The organism is Alkalibacterium kapii (assembly GCF_007988865.1).
GTDB classification, from domain to species: Bacteria; Bacillota; Bacilli; order Lactobacillales; family Carnobacteriaceae_A; genus Alkalibacterium; species Alkalibacterium kapii.
In genome coordinates this window covers 21,303-38,117 of record NZ_BJUY01000002.1, presented here as the reverse complement: position 1 = coordinate 38,117, position 16,815 = coordinate 21,303, and the positions used below count along the sequence as shown (strand labels likewise).

At 38.3% G+C, this 16,815-nt stretch carries 13 protein-coding genes; 2 read left to right on the top strand and 11 right to left on the bottom strand.

From position 1 onward, the window contains the following. Positions 1–10: 10 nt before the first annotated feature. From AKA01nite_RS01105 to AKA01nite_RS01055, 11 genes are all read right to left on the bottom strand, one after another. A complete protein-coding gene (locus tag AKA01nite_RS01105) occupies positions 11–1,036 on the bottom strand; it encodes a PilX N-terminal domain-containing pilus assembly protein (protein ID WP_146922947.1) in 1,026 nt (341 codons plus the stop codon). A gap of 3 nt (positions 1,037–1,039) precedes the next feature. Next, positions 1,040–1,534 (bottom strand): PilW family protein, encoded by a 495-nt coding sequence (locus AKA01nite_RS01100; protein ID WP_146922945.1) that lies wholly within the window; start codon positions 1,532–1,534, stop codon positions 1,040–1,042. Then, on the bottom strand, positions 1,485–1,910 hold the full coding sequence (locus AKA01nite_RS01095; RefSeq protein ID WP_146922943.1) for a type IV pilus modification PilV family protein: 426 nt from the start codon (positions 1,908–1,910) through the stop codon (positions 1,485–1,487). The genes AKA01nite_RS01100 and AKA01nite_RS01095 overlap by 50 nt, the downstream gene beginning before the upstream one ends. Positions 1,911–1,914: 4 nt before the next feature. Continuing rightward, positions 1,915–3,627 (bottom strand): GGDEF domain-containing protein, encoded by a 1,713-nt coding sequence (locus AKA01nite_RS01090; RefSeq protein ID WP_146922941.1) that lies wholly within the window; start codon positions 3,625–3,627, stop codon positions 1,915–1,917. A 164-nt stretch (positions 3,628–3,791) separates the two neighbouring features. Continuing rightward, on the bottom strand, positions 3,792–5,384 hold the full coding sequence (locus tag AKA01nite_RS01085) for a putative bifunctional diguanylate cyclase/phosphodiesterase (protein ID WP_146922939.1): 1,593 nt from the start codon (positions 5,382–5,384) through the stop codon (positions 3,792–3,794). 700 nt (positions 5,385–6,084) lie between these two features. Further along, positions 6,085–7,809, bottom strand: coding sequence for a DUF2254 domain-containing protein (locus tag AKA01nite_RS01080; protein WP_146922937.1), 1,725 nt, complete (start codon positions 7,807–7,809; stop codon positions 6,085–6,087). Positions 7,810–8,029: 220 nt separating this feature from the next. Continuing rightward, complete coding sequence (locus AKA01nite_RS01075) at positions 8,030–8,269, bottom strand: hypothetical protein (RefSeq protein ID WP_146922935.1); 240 nt, start codon at positions 8,267–8,269, stop codon at positions 8,030–8,032. Between the two features lie 200 nt (positions 8,270–8,469). Beyond that, positions 8,470–8,853, bottom strand: a complete 384-nt coding sequence (locus tag AKA01nite_RS01070; RefSeq protein WP_146922933.1) for a hypothetical protein — start codon at positions 8,851–8,853, stop codon at positions 8,470–8,472. 806 nt (positions 8,854–9,659) lie between these two features. Next, positions 9,660–10,898, bottom strand: coding sequence for a GTPase HflX (hflX, locus tag AKA01nite_RS01065; RefSeq protein WP_146922931.1), 1,239 nt, complete (start codon positions 10,896–10,898; stop codon positions 9,660–9,662). Beyond that, positions 10,899–11,840 (bottom strand): tRNA (adenosine(37)-N6)-dimethylallyltransferase MiaA, encoded by a 942-nt coding sequence (miaA, locus tag AKA01nite_RS01060; RefSeq protein WP_146923173.1) that lies wholly within the window; start codon positions 11,838–11,840, stop codon positions 10,899–10,901. Positions 11,841–12,171: 331 nt separating this feature from the next. Continuing rightward, positions 12,172–15,450: a DEAD/DEAH box helicase gene (locus AKA01nite_RS01055; RefSeq protein WP_146922929.1), complete on the bottom strand. Its 3,279-nt coding sequence runs from the start codon at positions 15,448–15,450 to the stop codon at positions 12,172–12,174. Positions 15,451–15,642: 192 nt separating this feature from the next. On the opposite strand from AKA01nite_RS01055, the gene AKA01nite_RS01050 reads away from it, so the two are divergent. Both AKA01nite_RS01050 and AKA01nite_RS01045 read left to right on the top strand, forming a co-directional pair. Beyond that, positions 15,643–16,284, top strand: a complete 642-nt coding sequence (locus AKA01nite_RS01050; protein ID WP_146922927.1) for a pentapeptide repeat-containing protein — start codon at positions 15,643–15,645, stop codon at positions 16,282–16,284. A gap of 59 nt (positions 16,285–16,343) precedes the next feature. Beyond that, a complete protein-coding gene (locus AKA01nite_RS01045; RefSeq protein ID WP_186805047.1) occupies positions 16,344–16,814 on the top strand; it encodes a DUF188 domain-containing protein in 471 nt (156 codons plus the stop codon). The last annotated feature ends 1 nt before the right edge of the window (position 16,815 follow it).

Genomic DNA, 16,815 nt, shown 5'->3' with positions numbered 1-16,815 from the left:
CATGTCCTTTCTAGTTCGGTTCTATGGCGGGTTTGGTGGAGATTAAGTCATCATTTTTCTCGTTAGTATCTTCTTCTAAACCAGGAGGGAAATCAAAGTTATTTTCATTTTTTATTATTGAATGGGTATCAATATTAATATTTATACCTAAAACCATTCCGTAAATATCTGACTTAGTCCCTATATATATATTTCCTAGAGGTGCAAAAATTGATCCATTAACTACTGTATGATTAGGCACAACAACATCACCCTTTAAAACAATTATTGTACCATTGTGTGTTGACTTTTTAGGTACAGTATAATCTCCCTCATCAATAACTACTGTGTCGTCCCCAGGATTTTTAAAATCCTCTAAAATATAACCATTTAATTTATCATACAAACCATCATATTTTGAATCATGAAATGTTTCTCCATATATAGTAGGGTTTCCTTTCTTAGTTATTGATTTATCAGATGGAAGATAAATATTCCCATGTATTTCAACTCCATTTTTTAATTCGATATCCCCTTTTGAAATAATGGCAGATTCATTAGGGAACTCAATAGGAATATCGCCTTCTGACCAACTTACTGTTAATGGTTTCTTCACTGTCCTTGTCTTGCCATCTACTTCACCTACTGAGGTGATAACATATTCTCTGGGATTAGCATTTGATACTTCCTTTACTGTAATTGTAGCGGTTGGTACCTCTCCTGACTGTTCTTCAAAAGTGTACCCTTCTCCGTCTATCGATTCTCTTACTCCCTTTACTCCATCTTCACCGTTAAAAAAAGAATTTTCAGGAAGGTTTTTATCGTAAACAGCCATAACACCAGCTTTCATTTCTTCATAAGCCATGTTGGCGCCCGCTTCTGCTATGTAATAGGCAGAACTGTCATCACGGGTGTTATCCCCTAGCTTAAAACTACCTATGGTTACAGCACCTAAAGAAGCTCCTAAGACAGATAAAACTAATAATGTCATTAGTGCAAGAATAAGGCCACTACCCTCTTCATTTTTTATATATGAATGTAATTGTTTGAATGACATTGTTTACCTCCTAAAGTAAATAGTTGTCTGATACGACTTGTCTTTTACTTGTGGTGAATTATTTTTAAGAATGATTTTGATATTATTATCGTTTTTTTCAAATTCCGCTGAACTGATCGCATCAACAAGAACTGTTCCATTTTTTCTTAACTGATTTTTTGAATTTATATAAGTGAATGTTAATCCACTATTGGTCGTTATTTCTTTCCCATCTTCCGCTTCCGTCACACTCACTGCACCTGCTTCTTCTTTTCTTAAATCTCGTGACATCACGGACAAGGCGTAGCTCATATCATTAGCCTGACTCGCTGATTGTGTCTGATTGATAAATTGTTTTTGTCCAAATATGTTAACTGAACCGGCGAGTAATATAACAATAGAAAGAATAGCTAAGGAAGCAAGTAATTCGACTAAAGTAATCCCCTTATCACTCTTCCACTGAACTTTATTATTTTTCTGTATCCTTTTCGAATGGCAAGCGTGTCTCCATTTTAGCATGTCCTTTATCCCCTTCGACTGTAACGATTACTTTATATAAGTTAGTATCCCCGTCAGGTTCTGTTAATGTTGTTTTTACAGTAAATCCATTTGTCGTTTTTTCTCTTTGCATAGTTCCTTCAAAAAAATCATTTACAACCTCTTGACCACTGTAATTTCCATTTGAGTAACTTGTAACTAATTCCATTTCTTCCTGAGCCAAAAAAGTTGCTTCATTTAATTCATTTGTACGGTTATTGGTTTCAGCCGCTTGGATGAAAAAAGCCAAAAAGGCTGTCACTACTATCGATAAGATAGCAATGGCAGCTAAAAGTTCAACTAGGGTAACACCCGTGTCATCACTTCTCATTTTTTTGAAGGTGCTTTTTTTACTCATAAAATCAACTTCCTTTTTGAGCTACGGTCACTCTGTTTCTTCCTTGCTGTTTTGAACCAATATACATGGCGCGATCAGCGAGATGGATCAGCTCTTCAATATCAGCGCCTTGATGTGTACTCGTAGCCACGCCCAAACTCGCTGTTACGGTAACCTCTTGTTTAGTATTTGTCTGCATGGATTCGGAGACTGAAAATGGTGTATCTGCAATCAACTGTCGGATTTCTTCGGCAATCTTTAACGCGGTCTCTTGTGAAAAATTGGGGAGCAGGACGATAAATTCTTCTCCACCGAATCTGGCTATATAGATATCTTCAGGTAAATTTGCCCGTAATCTTTTGCCCAATTCTTTAAGAATTTCATTCCCGGATTGATGGCCATGTGTATCATTAATGTTTTTAAAAAAATCCAAGTCCAGCACGATTAATGATAAAGAATCTAAACAGTCTTTCTGCTTTAACAGCTGTAATTGTTTAGAAAGTCCTTTTAAATTAGGTAATGCAGTCAGGTAATCCTTTTCAGCACTTTGTTCGAGTTGGTCATAGTACATCGCATTATCCATGGCAATAATAAAGTATTTATGGAAAACTTCTATAAGGGAAACAAGCATTTCATCGTAGATTGAGCGTGTATTGTGTGTCATCAATATAACACCTTGAATATTATCCAGTACCTTTACAGGCATGACTAGTGCACTTTCCGCATTGTAAGATAAATCATTTTCACAATAGGCTTTCCAGTCTTTTGCTTGGCTGTGATAAAGGATCCGATCGTTTACAATTGCTTGTTTCAAGATAGACTGTTCAGCGAGATGGAACTCTTCTTGATTAGTCTTTACACTTTTTTTCTTCACGATAACTTTTTCCCGTAAAACTCTGTCTTGTCCATCAATGGTAAAGTAAGATAAAGCATCAGTTGGAAAAATTTCGATTAAGGCATGAATAAACATATTCAGAACATTTTCCCGGCTTTTTTTAGCATTCAATTTTTGAGAAAAACGATTCATTTGTTTCAAATATTTGTTATGCATTTTTACTTTGTAATAGACATTGATCCCTATTGTCAAAGTTAAAAAAGGAAACGCCCCGATTAGGATACCTATTGTTCCTGCAATCTCATATAAATAAATAAGCAAAAAAGATAAAGGTGAAATCAATAGATTAATAAATAAAAAGAAAACAGAATTTTCCTCGAATACACAATTATTTTTTTGATCATAACAGTACCGGTTAATTAAATAAACACCTATTTGATTCAAAGTAAAGTGAGCAGTGAAGTATATAACGAGCGCTAAAAAGATAAAAGGACGATCAAAGATGCTATTCGTAATACTGACAGTGAAGTAATAAAATACAGCTGAGAAGACGGAGAGGAAGTAAAACATCAATAAATTGACTGCATACCTGTAATGTTGATCTATTCTCAAGTTGGATCTTATCATTAAAATAACTAAGGCAATGGAAGACACAAGGATTTCAGGTACCAGACCAAAAATAACTAATACGGGTAGTGATATCCCATTGATTAGAAACAAAATTGAATTTTCTGTTTTAATAGGAAATAAACCGACTAAAATAGCTAACAGCAACAAAATAATGTAGTCAGTTGTCAAAAAAGATGAGACATTCAGTTCTATGTAATAAGCGGTACTAAGGATTATTCCGGTTAGGGGAATAACAAATACCCAGGTGAGCATTTGCTTTTTTTCTTTATTCATTATATATACCTCGTTATCTTAGTATTAAAATGAGATGAACGTAACATTACAAGTTTATATTTATTCAGTATAATAGTCAATCGATTTGGTATAAAAATACATCGAATTATTAATATCGCTTTCATTTCAGTATGCATTGCTCAAAAACCGTGAAGTTAGTTCCTTCACGGTTTATCTTTATTCATAAGTGTGATGACCTCGTCTGGTTTTATTGGTTTGCTGAAATAATACCCTTGGCCAAATTCACAGTTATGCTGTTGTAAAAAGGATGACTGTTCGATTGTTTCAATGCCTTCAGCGACTGTTTTAAAGTTCATACTTTTACTCATTTCGATAATTGTTTTTACAAGAGAAGCTGTGTTTTTTCTTGAAACGACGTGATCAATAAAGGCTTTATCAATCTTAACCGTATCAATAAACATATTATTCAAAACACTTAAAGAAGAATACCCTGTCCCAAAATCATCAATAGCCACACCCACGCCAATATCATGTAATTCTTTAATGATTTTATTTGCATAATCTGTATTTTTCATAACGCTCTCTGTTATTTCTATGTTCAGGTAGCGTTCGTCTAATTCATATAAATCTAAAACATTTTGCACACGCTTTACAAAATAAGGATCATCAAATTGCAGTGCAGAAACATTGACTGCGACACTTAACAGTTTTCCTTGATTATGCCAATCTTTAGTCTGTTTGACTGCTTCATGTAAGACCCAATAACCGATTTCATTTATCATTCCGGATTCTTCAGCGATAGGTATAAATTCAACAGGTGACACCAAGCCTAATATAGAATGTTCCCAGCGCAGAAGCGCTTCGACGCCATAAATTTCACCTGTCACGATTTTCACTTTAGGTTGATAAAGCAAATACAATTCATTATGTAATATGGCTTCTTTTAATCCAAATTCTATTCGTCTCTTTCTTTCGATTGCCGCGGCATCATCGACCATAAAAATGTGGTAATTATTTTTTCCTGATTGCTTTACTTTATACATTGCAATCTCAGCCTGCTGCAGCAGAGCATCAATGTCCTGAGCAGTTTCAGGATAGCGACTGACCCCTATACTGGCAGTCACATAAAAGGTATAATCATTAATTTTAAATGGTTTTGTAAATAACTCTACAATATCACCAGCTGTTTTAACCGTTTCTCCTTCATCGATATCTTCGATTAAAATAAAAATTTCATCTTCACTTTCCCGCGCTATAATCACTAATTCACCTAAGAGATTTCTGAGGCGCTGTGTCACCATGATCAGCACTTTATCTCCTGCATCCCGTCCATATAATTCATTGATTGTACGGAAGCGATCGATGTCCAAAACGAAAATAGACATTTCAATCATTTCTTCTTTTTTTGAATAATAAGCCAGCTTTAAATTAAAATCGTCGTGGAGCTTCGTACGGTTAGGTAGTTCTGTGAGCATATCAAAATATGTAACGTGGTGTAACTCTTTTCTCTGTTTTTCAGCGTCTAGCATCATGTCTTGTTCTTTTTTACTGAAAATTTTAAATTTATTAAACATTTTCTTGAACCACTTCTCATCTTGTTTCTTAGTCTCATATTCCTTTTTATTATCATTGTATGACCCTTCAACAATAGAATATATATAGGAAGAAGGATGTATTTTTTTGCTTATTTGAAATAAAAAGACTATATAGAACCCAAAACCAATGATTTTTAAATCAGTAAGATCCAAGTTATTTAATACATTTAGTATCAGTAATGATGGTATGTGATTTATCATATTACTTTTTACTCCTCTCAATACCTGTCGAAAAGTATCATACTCTGTTTATTCATTAACAAGTACTGATTTATTATTTCTAGTTTAACTCTTTTACAAAACAAGCATACACTATTTATCTCTGTGAGAATAGGTACTGTTTATTTTTTTGTGACTTTTTTAAATTCTTTATTTAGTGATATATAATGTCGATTTCTTCCGAAATAGATCCTAGATCTGTATTGGTAGAACGCATTTAAGCCGATATTTCTTCTATTGTTGAGGCATTTTCTTCAGAAAAAGTTAAAAGGCTGAGCATGATTTCAATCAAGGCTTCTCTCTTTTGTTTCATATGATGATATATAAATTGACTATCATATATATGTAAACTGATTGAAACTGTAAAAATAAGGAACCCGCATAAGCTTTTTGCTGGTATCAAATCCATAGAACTCAAAATATAAATAACTGGAATAACAGTCATTATTATAATCACACTTAATATAGTTAATAATTTTTGAAGCTTTTAGGTTTAATTTTTCTTTAAGAATTTCTTTTACAGTCGCTGTATCTTCCACATTTATTTGAGGCTAATTTTTTTGAGTTGTTTCCATATCCCCCTCGATTCTTTTCATATGTCTTACTATCGACCACTTATCTTTACTATTAAGGCTGAAATTGCAAAAAAAGACATATTTTTTAATATGTCTTTTTTTCGTCCTTATTCACTTAATTCTGCCTTTTTCTTTTCAATGATCGTTTTGACAGCTTCATAGTCTCTTTCAATAATATTCTGATCAAAAGTTTCCTGAAAGTTTTTAGAGGTCATATTGTATAAATACTCGTTATACTCTTTGATAAATCCCAGATTGTCCAGGTGTGAAGCATAAGATATCGTTTTTAACGCTTCAAACAAGGCGTGAACGCCAGAGATATCTTTCTGCATGTAAAAGACGAGCTGCCAGTAACCCGAATGCAAGTCTTCCGCAAAATCATTGTAGCGGTAAAAAACGCTTTTAGTGTATTTATTGTCTTTCTGTTTTTTTTCCTCTTTTTTATTATCTTTACTTGGATTATTATCTTCTGAATCGTCTTTCAGGATCGCTTCATATTTTTTATTCTTTTCGCTGGAATTTTTTATACCAGAAATAACTCTTGATCTTTTTTTATTGCTGTTATCTTTTTCTTTATCCTCTTCTTTGTCTTCTTCATCGTTTTGATCTTTATCTGAAGATATAATTTCCGTCTTATAAGCTTTACTTTCCTTTTCTTCATCCTTTGAATCGTCATCTTCAGGATTGATTCCTTTTTCTTTGGATTTTTCTGATGTGCTGGGCTCATTCTCTTTTTGAGCTTCATCTGTATTCTGCTTTTCATTTTTCTCTTTTCCCTGATCGATTGTGCCTTTGTCCTTGTCTTCTTTTTCTTCTTCGTCTTCATTTATAAAGATCGCATATTTACCGGGCATTCCTGCCAGTCGTTTTTCAAGCAAAGATTTGTAATGCAGAACATGGATAGCCGTATTCGGATCGTTGACGCCGGGGGATACTGCTCTCAAAGCCACTTCAGTCAGTTTTATCCGTGCATAGTCCGGGTCATACATCGCTGATTTTTCTGATTCGAAACTCAAACTCTGATTCACTCTTCTGGTAATTTCTTCCATATCATCTTCCAAATTTTTATTTGTCTTGATTTCCATGATCGGTTCGTCTTTGGTGACAAAATATCCTACGCGTATGGTCACGATGATATTGGCCTCTTCTTCATCGGCGATTTTCTTCAATGTGCCAAAGTCGATATGTTCAACGTATGCGCTCTCTGTGGCTGTAATATCGAAAGTATACATGTAAGTCATCTCTGGCAGATGCTTGATCGATGGATAATCTTCAAACCGCTTAATATAGTTATCGTAAACTTCCTGTGCTTCTTCGTACAAACTGTGGATCAGCTTTTCAAGCTGGACATACTGCGAACTCGTGTATACGAATCGGGTAAAGGTAAATACCGCTCCTAAGGCATACACCAGCGCAATCGTCGCTGATACGACAACGTATTCATCTTCCGAACTTCGCATAAAAAAGAGTGAGGCCAGACAATAGATGAAGCCGCCTAAAAAGATACCTAACGTCTGCATCGATGTAGGATTGAGCAGGAAATTTTCAATGGCCCGCGGACTAAAATTTGATGTGTAGAGCGTGATGATTGAAAGCATCGTGGCAAAGGTAAAGGTTGCGACTGAAAAAAGGGAACCTGCCAGGAGACCTAAAATCTGACGTGCGAGTCCTACGCTCGTCAGTGTCCATTTAGGCAAATACTCTACCCCTGCTAATATGCGTGTATCAAAAAGAATAACTAAAACAGCTAAGGAAAATGAAAACAGGACACTCCCGCCAAGTGTCAGCCATACTTTTCTTTCCTCCATACTTAAATTCCATTTTTCAATCATAAGCTTCCCTCCGTCACTTTGATGCGAGCTGACTCATTTATCTGTTTCTAGTTAGTTCTTAGTATACACGGCTGTCATTAAAATTGCACTTTTCACTTAAAATAAGTATGTGTCAAGTTTTTCTCGGTAACCTTCAATCAGTAATAAATATATATTTTTAACTAAATGATTGTGCTAATTTCCCAACGAAGCTGCTTACGGAACCATAGTTAGCTATTTTTCACGTTTGAACAGTATGCGGTGTCGATTCAGACTTTTTCAGAGCCTGGCGTACGGCCCCTTTAATATCTTCGCCTAACGGCTCAACCACAGAATCTATTTCTGTGGTTAAAGCATCATTTAAAAAATTGTTTTGTTCAGCTGTGAGGATAGCTACTACGTTAGCTACACCTTTTTTTGTCCAGCTACGTCCCTGTTTTTCCGTACGGTAACTGTACAAACGATGACCTGTTTCACACACACCTGTCCCATCGGATACAGGAAGATTCCGCTGTTTGAAACTTTTTGTATATTTCCAGTTTCTATTTAGATATTTCTTCAGTCCATGTCGATCTGTACACCAAGGATACTTGTTTCTCCATTTGACTGCTCAATTTCCATTGTCGCAGCCATTGTAGTCGCACTGCTTACAACGTCGGCATAAGGTTGGGAATAAACGATTTAACCGTTTGCTGAAAGTGTTTCTTCCAGCCACTCACCTGTCGATTTTTCAACAGCTTCCGTTTCTCTAGTTGAAAGTGTTTTCGATTCAGGTATGTATACAAAGACGTCACTTATGTAATCTGAAGCTGCCTGGATGAGCGAGATGACTTGCTGTAGTTCCGTTGTATCCTCTAAACCCGCAGCACCTTGTACTTCATCAGCTTCAAAAAGGACAGCGAGTGAATTATTAGCTTCATCTCTAATATTTTCAAACATTTCAACAATACTGCTGGTTGCTTCCCGCTGCTCATGCATCACTCTTTGAGTCACGGCTTCATCCATTCTGTAAAATAAAACAAGCGAAACGATCACAATAGGTACAAAAACAATACTTGTGAACATTAGAATAAAACGTGTTCGAATCGTTTTATTTTCTTTTTCTCCTTTAGATTTTTAAAAAATGCTATCTTTTTCATTCAACTCCTTCTTTCTTATGATATCCACGCCCATTGTACTATCGGATAGAATAGATAAGATTTAAGTGCTTTTTGGTGATTTAGTGAAAAAAGTACAAAATCAGTGAATTGTTATTTGATTTTGATCTCATATAGATCCCTTCTTATTGCATCGGTAATCGTCGAAGTATTTATAACTTAAGTTGAAGCCTAGCTTTTGTCGAAATTAATTGTTTACAACTTCGATCTGTCAAATTTGGCCTATCTTCGATCGACAACATTATTGGTGTAGCCCTAAAGTGCCGAACGTTGACATCTTCGGTCATTCACTGAAGCAGCAGGTTCCCTTGTTGACCGAAGTTCAGCTATCTTCGGTCGATTGCACTGCTGGTTTCCCCGCGTAAGTCCCGAACGTTGTCATCTTCGGTCGTTAACGGTATCAACAGGTTCCTTTGTTGACCGAAGTTCAGCTACTTCGGTCGATTGCACTACTGGTTTCCCCCGTATGTGCCGAACGTTGTCATCTTCGGTCGATTTAAGCATAAAGCTGTTCCCGAATCTGTCGAACAACACTATATTCGGTTGATTCTAACGTCATTCTATAAAATAAAAGTATTCATCTATTGATTTGTGGTTTATGCTGATTGGCAAGAGTCGAAGCCCTTCGACTCTTACATAATAAAAAAAGCCAGTTGGAGCTTAGTGCTCTCCGACTGGTCTAATTAACTTTAAAATTTAATTATTTAAATGAATTTACTGCATCGTCACCCACTTAGACCCTTTTTTGGCATAGCCTTCGACAAAATAGACCTGGTTTTCTTCATCGAACAGTTGTCGCTCGAGCAGGGTCTGTTGTCTCAATTCTATGAGGAGATCCCCTCGATGACTTTCGATCTCCAGCTGATATGGCTTCATGTTTTTTCTCATTTCAGTTTCCAGCTTTTTACGCAGAGCTAAAACATCATTATCATTTTGAGCAGAGATAACGATATTAGGATAAAGCGTGGACGGAACAGGCCCTTTGACTAAATCACGTTTATTATAAACATGCAAAGTTGGGATATTATCCATACCCAATTCTTTTAATAAGTCTAAAACGGTTTGCTCATGTGCCTTTAAATTCTCTGCTGAAGAGTCAATCACGTGTAAAAGCAAGTCGACATCCATCGATTCTTCCAAAGTGGACTTAAACGCTTCAATCAGTTGGGTCGGCAAATCCTGAATAAAGCCAACCGTATCGGTTAAGGTAACTTGCATCCCTCTCGGCAGTTCAAATTTTCGTGTCAGCGGATCAAGCGTCGCAAACAACTGGTCTTTCTCGTAAGTTTCTGCATCGGTCAACTGGTTCAAGACTGTTGATTTCCCGGCATTCGTATAGCCAATAAGACCAATCTGATACACATTATTGTTTTTACGCTTTTCACGGCTGCGCTTTCTGTGTGCGGCAAACTTTTTCAGTTCCTGTTTGATATCTGACATTTGGCTCTGAATGTGACGCCGATCGGTTTCAAGCTTGGTTTCTCCTGGTCCACGCGTCCCGATGCCTGCACCGAGTCGTGACATGTTGACGCCCTGTCCGGCAAGTCTCGGTAAAATATAAGACAGCTGAGCCAGCTCGACTTGCAGGCGACCTTCTTTACTTTTAGCACGCAAAGCGAAAATATCTAAAATCACTTGGATGCGGTCGATGACTTTGGTGTCAATGACTTCTTGAATATTGCGTACATTACTTGGGGATAATTCCGAGTTGAATACGACTGTCTGTGCATCCAATTCTTCCACCAGATTCTTGAGCTCGTTTACTTTTCCTTTACCGATCACTGTTTTATAATCTGGTCGTTCCCTTTTTTGTGACAGTCGGGCAACAACTTTCCCGCCGGCATTTTCGACCAGCTGCTCCAATTCGTCAAAAGAATAATTAAAGGCTTCTTCCTCATGCTGCTTTTCGATCCCGACGATAATAACTTTTTCATATACTTTTTCTTTATCCATTTAATCACCCTCTATAAAATTTTGGATGCTGTTTTTTATTTTTTCCAGCTCTTCTGGATGTGCGACTAGATCGTCCCATTGGTTCACCTTGAATCGATTCTTGAACCAGGTGAGTTGTCTTTTGGCATAATTCCTTGAATGCTGTTTGATCAGCGAAACGGCTTCATCAAAAGACTGGTCACCTTGTAAATACGCATCGAATTCTTTATAACCAATGCCTTTTTTACTTTGCAAGTCACCAGGAAAGCTCTCATAAAGCCACCTTACTTCTTCAAGTAATCCCTTAGCCAACATTAGTTCAACACGTTTATTGATGCGGTCATACAAAACGTCTCTGTCAGTGTTTAAGGCAATCACATAGGCATCATACAGAGGTTCCTTTTTACATTCGTTTTGATGGTCGGAGAACTTTTTCCCGGTTTCATGCATCACTTCAAGCGCTCGGATGACGCGTCTCACATTATTTTGGTGGATTCTCTCCGCAGCTTGAGGATCTTTATCCTGGAGTAACTGGTGTAAAGCTTCCCGCCCTTTGTCATGAGCCAGACGATTCATTTCATCACGGAACGCCGGGTTTGGTTCGGCTTTGCCGCCATGGGTCACGTCATATAGAAGCGATTCGATGTATAAACCCGTCCCTCCAACGATGATGGGAAGTTTTCCTTTAGTGATCACTTCCTGTATTTTCTCTCTACCATCCTTTTTGAAATCAGAAACGGTGTAGCTTTCAGCAGGTGATTTTATATCGATCAGATGATGCGGAACCCCATCGGCTTCTTCGTCAGTCACTTTTGCTGTGCCGATATCCAGCTGGTTATTCACCTGCATTGAATCTCCGTTGATCACTTCGCCGTTAAAAGCTTTTGCAAGAGCGATCCCAAGCTGCGTTTTCCCTACGGCTGTTGGCCCTACTATAACGATTATCTTTTCTTTCACATAAATCCTCCACTCATAAGCTGTCGTAATCAGTATAGCACAGACCCTGGGTGATGATAAAAGACATGGCACAGATTTTCATGTATTAAAGATTCGTTTGCTGATTTGTATAGAAAATCAACCCACTCGCTTAGGTTAGTGTCGTTGATTGAGGTTTAAAAGCAAGAGTCTATTTCGACTGTTTATCTATATTTTTAAATGAATCGGTTAAAAAATGACTGTATATATATTGACAGCACCGAGACATGGACAGCTATTAAAAAACTCCCGATACATGAGTACTCGACTCAAATGTATCGGAAGCCCGAAATTTTATTGATTAAAGCAGTACGATTATCTAATCTTCGTAAAGCAGTTCCAGAATTTCTTCCGTTGACAGACTGGTCACGGATTCTTTATTGCCTTTCGTGATAACTGAATCGATCAGCTCACGCTTTTTATCCTGTAAATCATTGATTCGCTCTTCAATGGTTCCGGTCGTGATGAAACGGATGATCTGCACCGATTTCTTTTGACCGAAACGGTGCACACGGTCAGCTGCCTGGTCTTCAATTGCCGGATTCCACCAGGAGTCAAAGAGAATAACCGTATCTCCACCGGTGAGGTTAAGCCCGGTCCCGCCCGCTTTCAGAGATATCAGGAACAAGTCTTTTTCTCCCGTATTAAAGCGGGTCGTCAGTTTCAGACGTTCTTCATTTTTGGTCTGGCCATCCAGGTAGTGATAATCCACATCTATGGCATCCAGACGCTCACGAATGATTTTGAGCATGGACGTGAATTGTGAAAACAGTACGACACGCTTCCCGTTCGCGCGCGCTTCTTTCAGGTATTCCATCAATCTTTCCAGTTTTGAAGATTCGCCTTCGTAATCCGGCATGACCAGTCTCGGATCACAACAGATTTGACGCAGTCGTGTCATACCGGCAAGCACTTTGATGCGGTTCGTTTTCAAGGTATCTGAATCGACCAGTTCTTTCAGTTCCTGTTTGATTGCGGCACGCTGGGTCTGATACAAACGTTTTTGCCCTTCAGACAGCTCGATATACTCGGTGGTTTCTGTTTTTTCAGGCAAGTCGTCTAAAACATCACGTTTCAGACGTCTCAGGATGAACGGTTTGATTTTCGCCGCGATCCGTTCGTGTTCCATTGACTGGAAGGCTTTCTTATTCCTGAACAAGCCAGGTTGGATGATCGAAAATAGTGACCACAACTCACCCAGATGGTTTTCAATCGGAGTGCCTGACAAGGCGATTTTCGTTTCAGATGTCAGTCGCTTCACCGCTTTAGTGGTTTTGGCTGCACTGTTTTTCACGTTCTGGGATTCATCAAGCACGATGGTTTTAAATGTATCGTCTTTATATAAATCGAAATCACGCTGGATAAGCGGATAACTGGTGATCCATACCGGGATATTTTTATCGATCGCTTCCTGGCGCTTTTCTTCGCGCTCCTCTTTGTTCCCGGAAATAATGATCGTTTCCGTTTCAGGAACAAACTTATCCCACTCGTGCTGCCAATTGAACAGTACACTCGACGGACAGATGATCAGGTACTTTCCTTCTTCCTGTTCGATTTTTGACTGAAGGAAGGCGATCGTCTGAATCGTTTTACCAAGTCCCATATCATCAGCCAGTACGCCACCGAAACCGTAATGATCCAGACTTTTCAGCCACTTAAAACCCGTGACCTGGTAAGGTCTCATTTCAGCTTCTAGTTTATCCGGCAAGTCAAAGGTCAAATCTTCTGGTGAAAACAGCTGCTTGACAAGGTTTTTAAATTTTCTACCGGTTTTGATCGTATCTTCTTCCATCGCTGAAAGTCCCTGGAACACTGACACCGTCATGTCTTTTTCCAGTTCATCGTCTTCGATATCCAGTGAATCCTTGGCACGGCGCATCGCCTGGAAAGCTGGATCTTTCAAATTGACGATCTGACCACTTGACAAGCGGTAGTAGGACTGGTTTTTCTCGAGTTCTTTGAGTAATTCTTTCAATTCGTCCGTTGAAATATCTTCAGTATCAAAGGAAATATCCAGTAAGTTGGACGATTCCCGCATTTCCATCGTGATGCGAGGCTGCTTAGACGGACTGTAAAGCAAGCTTCTAGCAGATTGAGATAGAAAAACATCCATGTCATCTGCTAATCCTGGCAGCGCGTCGTATAAGAAGTGACTGATCGTGTCCGTTTGTGTGAGTTCCCATACATCGCCATTTCGAGCAGGCAATGGGATTTCTTCAAATAAACGTCCCAATATGTTTGACTCTTCTGCCCACTGACGCACCACGATCGATTCATTTTTTTCAGACGTGCTTTCTTCAAGTGGGTAAATCGTGACATTCCCATAAGTAAACACAGGACGCACGAGTAAGTGATCATTTTGTGTATCCATATAAAGCTGTGCTTCAAAAGGCGCTTTATGAAGTAAAGCCTGGACGTCCTCATCCATTGTCACATCAACGATTTGCTGGAGTTGACTGAGTGTCACGGATAAAAAAGACTCCAGTTCTTGACGGCGCATAACTAACGTATCTGAGCCAGATTCTTTGAGACCTTCAATGATTTGTTTGATCAGCTCATAATACGGGGATTCAGAGAAATAGAAAATGTGTTCATACTCGATCATTTTTGTCTGATCATGAAAAGTTAAATCATTTAAACTAAGCTCGGCATCCGTCAGTTTGAAATGAAACAGCGTATCGATTTTATCAATACGAAAAGACAGATTCAATTCCGATAAATCACTGCGTATTTCAAGCGTTTCTCCTCGGTCTGCCTGACTCAGCTGGCGCGGCGGACGGCCAAAACGGACGAAAGCCCCCATCGTCTTGTCCAGTAAAGTCAACAGTTCCTTGATATAAGAAGGCGGTAAAGTAAAGCTGTCTTTATTTAAAAACTGATTCTCATAGCCCATAGGCAAAATAGACTTGATCACGGTCTGAATCTCATTCAGTCGATCAAAAACTTTTTTGTCTTCGGGCATCAGCGCATACTCGTCTGTATTGAAAGTAAAGTTTTTACCAAAAACAATGTCTTCTTCATTGGCGATATCTGAAATAAGCTGGGTACTGTTTTTGATCACATAAAGATAATCTTTCCCCACCTTGAAGTACAAATCATAGATTGGATTGGCCCTTGTGCCGCTCACGTTCAATATATACTCAACGTAGACCGGTTCCTTGTATAGGATATCCGTCTGACGCGAAATTTCTTTTTTCGAATAATGAATCAGTGCATTGATGGCCTTCTCACTTTTTTTATAAGAAAACATGGACGGCGATACCGTTTTGCTTTCGGCCGTCGTATCTTTGGTCAGATCTTCCGCATCCAGGTCATTAAGGTACATCATCGAAGCAATCACATGTCGACAGGCTCCGGTATTTTTTTCAAAGGCTTTACATGTGCAATGATATTTCCTTGCAACGCCGTTTGGATAAAACCTTAAATGCACCGTCTGCAATTGCTTGTCTTCCACTAATGTTTGAATCGTATTATTTGATTCTTCTGCTTTCAGATTTTTTACTTGTCCTTTTTTGTACAGTTCTTTCCCTTGAAGAAAAGTCGGATAATTACTTGCCAGACTTGTCAATGTCATTTCTGGAAAGGTTTGCTTTTTCATAAGGTTTTGTCAGTCCTTTAACCTATTATTTATAGAAAACTTTTTCTTTTTGAAAAAAGTTTTACGCTTTATAAGTCGTAATTGTTCATCTTTCTATTATAACAAAGATTAAGCCAAAAGAGAAAATCTTTCTCTTTCTTCTTATAGAAAATGCTTAACATGTTATACTTCAGATAAAGGAGCAGATTTATTATGAAAAAACGCAATAAACCAAAAGTACCCATGCATCTTGATTCAGCGACCTTTGACAACAGTTTCGATTTAGATGATCCTTATATTGAATACGTCGAAATCAGAGATTGCGTTGTGGCCATGCATGATATTCACCAAATGGAATTCAAAACCGTCCGCTTCATCAATGTGCAGTTTGAAGGCATTGAACTGGATGCCGGTTATTTCAGAGATGTTGTTTTTGAAAAGTGCCACTTTGTTGGAGGCGTGTTCTCCAATACGACATTCAAGCGTGTTGAATTCAGTAAATGCCGTTTAAATGGCACCTTGATCAATGACTCCAAACTGGAACACCTTTTATTTAATGACTGCATCATGGATCTCTGCAGTTTCGGTTTCAGCACACTTAATGTTATTGAATTCAATCAAACTCGAATCAATGAAGCCGATTTCCTGGAAATCAAATGGTCAGATATTCGGTTCAGTGAGTCTGTCCTTAAAGGTGCCCGATTCACCAAAACATCACTAGACGGTATAGATTTCAGTACGTCTTCACTTGAAGCGCTGTCAGTTTCTATCGATGCTTTAAAAGGCGCCATCGTCAACCAGACACAAGCACTAGACTTTCTTGATTTACTGGGCCTGGACATACGTCACAGCTAGCCCATTCACAATTACCCAAAAAATTCTCCAAAAACAATGACTTAAGAAGGATGATCCCTGTGAAAATTATAATTGATGCGGATGCTTGTCCCAAAAAAGAAGAAACGATCGCTATTGCTAAAATAAATGATCTTGAAGTGATGCTCGTAGCCAGCATCGCCCATTTCTCTACCAAAAAAATGCCTGATCATGTGAGCCAGCTGTGGGTCGAACGCGGGAACGATCAGGCTGATTTTAAAATCGTTGAGATCGCCTTGCCGAATGATATCGTGATCACGCAGGATTTTGGACTGGCTTCCATGCTGCTGCCTAAAGGGTGCCGTGTGCTGCATCATGACGGTTACGAGTATACTGAAGCCATTATTCAGAAACTTGTTGATGGCCGTCACCTTTCTGCCAAAGCAAGACGAACGTCAAAACGCAGTAAGCGGGTAAAATCACTTCACCCGTTTGCTGATGCAGTACAAGTTGATTTTGAAGAGTTACTTGTCTCTGTGATCGAAGAAATTAAACACGAAAGAAAGGATTAAA